The sequence below is a fragment of the Devosia sp. genome, assembly GCF_034675085.1.
Classification (GTDB): Bacteria; Pseudomonadota; Alphaproteobacteria; order Rhizobiales; family Devosiaceae; genus Devosia.
In genome coordinates this window covers 1-4,078 of sequence record NZ_JAUCDN010000289.1, presented here as the reverse complement: position 1 = coordinate 4,078, position 4,078 = coordinate 1, and the positions used below count along the sequence as shown (strand labels likewise).

At 64.5% G+C, this 4,078-nt stretch carries 5 protein-coding genes; 2 read left to right on the top strand and 3 right to left on the bottom strand.

The window, feature by feature from the left end:
* A partial coding sequence (locus VDP82_RS14875; protein ID WP_323015616.1) for a cysteine desulfurase family protein occupies window positions 1–1,006 on the bottom strand: 1,006 nt, incomplete at its 3' end.
* A 283-nt stretch (window positions 1,007–1,289) separates the two neighbouring features.
* Here VDP82_RS14875 and VDP82_RS14870 point away from each other — a divergent pair.
* Both VDP82_RS14870 and tyrS read left to right on the top strand, forming a co-directional pair.
* A complete protein-coding gene (locus VDP82_RS14870) occupies window positions 1,290–1,958 on the top strand; it encodes an alpha/beta hydrolase (RefSeq protein ID WP_323015615.1) in 669 nt (222 codons plus the stop codon).
* A gap of 128 nt (window positions 1,959–2,086) precedes the next feature.
* The gene (gene tyrS, locus VDP82_RS14865) at window positions 2,087–3,337 is read left to right on the top strand and encodes a tyrosine--tRNA ligase (protein WP_323015614.1); all 1,251 of its coding nucleotides are present in this window, start codon (window positions 2,087–2,089) and stop codon (window positions 3,335–3,337) included.
* On the opposite strand, the gene VDP82_RS14860 is transcribed toward tyrS, so the two are convergent.
* Window positions 3,334–3,648, bottom strand: a complete 315-nt coding sequence (locus VDP82_RS14860) for a type II toxin-antitoxin system RelE/ParE family toxin (RefSeq protein WP_323015617.1) — start codon at window positions 3,646–3,648, stop codon at window positions 3,334–3,336. The genes tyrS and VDP82_RS14860 overlap by 4 nt on opposite strands.
* The gene (locus VDP82_RS14855) at window positions 3,648–3,926 is read right to left on the bottom strand and encodes a type II toxin-antitoxin system ParD family antitoxin (RefSeq protein ID WP_323015613.1); all 279 of its coding nucleotides are present in this window, start codon (window positions 3,924–3,926) and stop codon (window positions 3,648–3,650) included. Before VDP82_RS14855 ends, VDP82_RS14860 begins: the two co-directional genes overlap by 1 nt.
* Window positions 3,927–4,078: the final 152 nt, after the last annotated feature.

Here is a 4,078-nt window from a genome sequence, read left to right as displayed (position 1 = left end):
GCTCGGGCGCCACGCCCATGGCGGCCAGCACATGGCTGGGGCCGACCTTGCCCGATGAACAGGCCGAGCCGGACGATACCGAGAGCCCCGCCAGATCCAGCGCCATCATGGCGGTGCTGTTCTTGATGCCGGGCACTGCGAAATTGACCACATTGCCCAGCCTTTGCCCGCCGAAGACCACCGCCTCCGCCGGTAGGCCGGCTTCGAGCCGCGCCGTCAGCGCCGCGATGCCGGCCTTGTCGTAACGGGCCGGGAAAGCCTGCGCCGCCGCCCCGAAGGCGGCGATCAGCGCCGTGGCTTCCGAGCCGCCGCGCCTTCCCTGTTCCTGCCCGCCGCCGGGGATGAGCCGCACGGTATCTGCATGGCCCTTGACCAGCAGCGCGCCGATGCCGGCCGGCGCGCCGATCTTGTGGCCGCTTATGGCCATCATATCGGGAGCCGAGGCGGCAAAATCCAGGTCGAGCTTGCCGAAGGCCTGCACCGCATCCACGAACAGCGTGTGCCGCGTCGGCCCGACCAGCGCATTGATGCGCCCCATGGGCTGCACCACGCCGGTTTCGTTATTGACCCAATGCAGCGCCACCAGCAGATCGCCTTCGGCCTCGGCGAGAATCTTTGCCAGTTGATCGAGATCAAGGCTGCCATCGCCCAGAAGCGGCACAAGCATGACCGGCAGGCCGGCGGCCTCGGCGGCGCGGGAGACGGCGGCATGTTCGCCGGCGCTGATGACGATGGCGCTCGCCGCAAAGGCGCGGGCGCCGCCGACGATGGCCTGGGTGATGGCCTCGGTGGCCGAGCCGGTGAACACCACCTGCCGGTCCTCCGCTCCGGCCAGGCGCGCCACCTGGGCGCGGGCCGCGTCGACCAGGCCGCGCAGCGCGCGGCCATGGGAATGGACCGAAGAAGCGTTGCCCGTCGAATCGAGGGCAGCGATCAGCGCCGTCCGCGCTTCAGGCAGAAGCGGGGACGCGGCATTGTGATCGAGATAGATCGCCGCTCTGGTCATTTTTCCTGTCTGGCGCATGCGCGCCGATCATGCCTGATATGCCCGAGCCGCATCTCCCTATGGGTGCGACCCCAAACACTGCTTGAAATTTAGCGCCCAACTTCATTACAAGGGGCGTTCCTGCGGGCCGCCAAGCGGCTCAAATCGAGTTTCGAACCATTCTAAACTAGATTTTCCGACCCATGTTTTAGGGAGCGGAGCCGGCTTAGTCAAGCCGCCAGACCGCAACCGAACCCCTGGTAAAGCCACACCAACAGGCCCGAAACGGCCGGAAGAAAAGACCATGCCAGAAGTGATCTTCAATGGACCCGAAGGGCGTCTCGAAGGCCGGTATCAGCCCGGCAAGGAGCCCAACGCCCCCATTGCCATCGTGTTGCATCCCCACCCCCAGTTCGGCGGGACGATGAACAACCAGATCGTCTATAATCTCTTCTACATGTTCGCCGAGCGCGGTTTTTCCGTGCTGCGCTTCAATTCGCGCGGCGTCGGGCGCAGCCAGGGCCTGTTCGACCATGGAATCGGGGAATTGTCCGATGCGGCGGCGGCGCTGGACTGGTTGCAGATCATCAACCGCGAATCGCGCGGCTGCTGGATCGCCGGCTTCTCCTTCGGCGCCTGGATCGGCATGCAGCTTCTGATGCGCCGGCCGGAGGTAGAAGGCTTCATCTCGGTGGCGCCGCCGGAAAATCTCTATGATTTCTCGTTCCTGGCCCCCTGCCCCTCCTCGGGCCTCATCATCCATGGCGACAAGGACCGGGTGGCTCCGCCCGCCTCGGTGCAGAAGCTGGTGGACAAGCTCAAGACCCAGAAGGGCATCACCATCGAACAGCAGATCGTGGAAGGGGCCAACCACTTCTTCGACGGCGAAGGCAAGATCGACGAGTTGACCAGCCGCTGCGCCGACTATCTCGACCGTCGCCGGCAGGAGATCGCCGCCGGCGGCGGGCGCTAGTTTCGGGCGCATCGACCCCGCGATCATGTAACGGAGCCCCGCCCCGCCTTCGGGCCGGCTGGGGCTCCAGGCTTTCCGCCTCATGGTTTCGTGCAATGCCATGAGGCTTCAAATCTCGATGGCTCAGAATGACCAAGTTCAAATCAGATTTCCTGCGCGTCCTCGACGAGCGCGGCTTCATCCACCAGATTTCCGACCCCGAGGGGCTGGACCAACTCGCCGCCACCTCTAAGATCTGCGGCTATGTCGGCTATGACGCCACGGCCACCTCGATCCATATCGGCAATCTCATCACCGTCACCATGCTCTACTGGCTCCAGGAGACAGGCCACACCGCCATCAGCCTGATGGGTGGGGGCACCTCCATGGTGGGCGACCCCTCGTTCCGCGACGATCAGCGCAAGCTGCTCACCGTCGAGCAGATCGAGACCAATATCGAGAGCATCAAGAAGGTCTATGGCAACATTCTCGATTATGGCGGCTCCAACCCCGCCCTGATGGTGAACAATGCCGACTGGCTGCTCAAGCTCAACTATGTCGAATTCCTGCGCGATGTAGGCCGGCACTTTTCGGTCAACCGCATGCTGAGCTTCGATTCGGTCAAGCTCCGGCTCGACCGCGAGCAGTCGCTGAGCTTCCTCGAATTCAACTACATGATCATGCAGGGCTACGACTTCACCGAGCTCAACCGGCGCTATGGCACGGTGTTGCAGATGGGCGGCTCGGACCAATGGGGCAACATCATCAATGGCGTCGACCTCTCCCATCGCATGGGCGGGCCGCAGCTTTATGCGCTGACCACGCCCCTGCTCACCAAATCCTCGGGCGAGAAGATGGGCAAGTCGGCCTCGGGCGCCGTCTGGCTCAATGGCGACCTCTTCAGCCCCTATGATTTCTGGCAGTATTTCCGCAATACCGAGGACGCCGATGTCGGCAAGTTCCTCAAGATCTTCACCCGCCTGCCCATTCCCGAGATCGAAAAGCTCGCGGCCCTGGGCGGCACCGAGATCAACGAGGCCAAGAAGGTGCTGGCCACGGAAGTCACGGCGATCGTGCATGGCCGCGCCGCCGCCGAACAGGCCGCCGCCACCGCCGCCGCCACCTTCGAGGCGGGGGGCATCGATCTGTCGCTCCCCACCGCCGAGATCGCCCGCTCCGAGCTCTCGGGGGGCGTCGGCATCCTGGCGGCGCTGGTCGCGGCCGGGCTTGCCGCCTCCAATGGCGAAGCCCGCCGCCATGTGCAGTCCGGCGCCGTTCGCGTCAACGACGCCGTGGTGGACGACGACAAGCTCAGCCTCGGCGCCAATTCGGTGCTGGACGAAGGCGTCATCAAGCTCTCGGTCGGCAAGAAGCGCCACGCGCTGATCAAGCCGGTTTAGTCCTGGTTTTGGGTGGCTGGGGCGGCAAGCCAGTCCTGGCCACCATAGATTACGCGCTGGATATTGACCGCATCATCGTCCACGGTGAAGGCGATCGACACCGATGCCAGAATACCGATGACCCGCAGCCCGGTCTGCGGGTCACGCAGCGTGCCGCGCTCGGCACCATGCTCCAGGGTGTCGATGCGCCACTTGATCTGCTGGATATAGCGGATCGCCGTATTTTCCGACGCAACATCGGCCAGCCAGTCGGAAATATGCTCGAGATCCCGTTCCGCCGCCGGCGAATAGCGAATCCGGCGGCGCTTCATCACGAGACCCGACGCGATGCCCGTGACCTGATCCGCGCTTCGAGATCAGCAAAGACCTCGTCAGACGAGCGTGTCGGCCGTCCCTCCGCCACCCATTGCTCATAGGAGGGGATGACCTCTTCCTTGACCCAGCGGTCGATGGCGGCGTCTTCGGCCTGCAAATTGCGGACGCCCGCCGCCACCGCTTCGTCGAGCGAGGCGAATTCGCCTGCGGCCACTTTGGCGGTGGCGAAGGCGATCAGGTCTTCGGGCAATTCCACGGTCAGCTTTCGGCTCATGGCCCGATCATAGCACCAAGGGGCCGCTCACTCCACCCGGGGCTGCTCGCGGGCGCGGAACTCGAACAGTTCGCGGAAGGCGCCGGGCAGCAGCAGCGAGAGCGGGTTGATGCGGAACTGGGGATTGTCCAGCGGCCCCTGCACGGCGAAGG

Excerpts from the sequence above, each read along its gene's own strand:
- VDP82_RS14870 (WP_323015615.1), top strand. The coding sequence starts at position 1,290 with ATGCCAGAAGTGATCTTCAATGGACCCGAAGGGCGTCTCGAAGGCCGG.
- tyrS (WP_323015614.1), top strand. The coding sequence starts at position 2,087 with ATGACCAAGTTCAAATCAGATTTCCTGCGCGTCCTCGACGAGCGCGGC.
- VDP82_RS14860 (WP_323015617.1), bottom strand. The coding sequence starts at position 3,648 with ATGAAGCGCCGCCGGATTCGCTATTCGCCGGCGGCGGAACGGGATCTC.
- VDP82_RS14855 (WP_323015613.1), bottom strand. The coding sequence starts at position 3,926 with ATGAGCCGAAAGCTGACCGTGGAATTGCCCGAAGACCTGATCGCCTTC.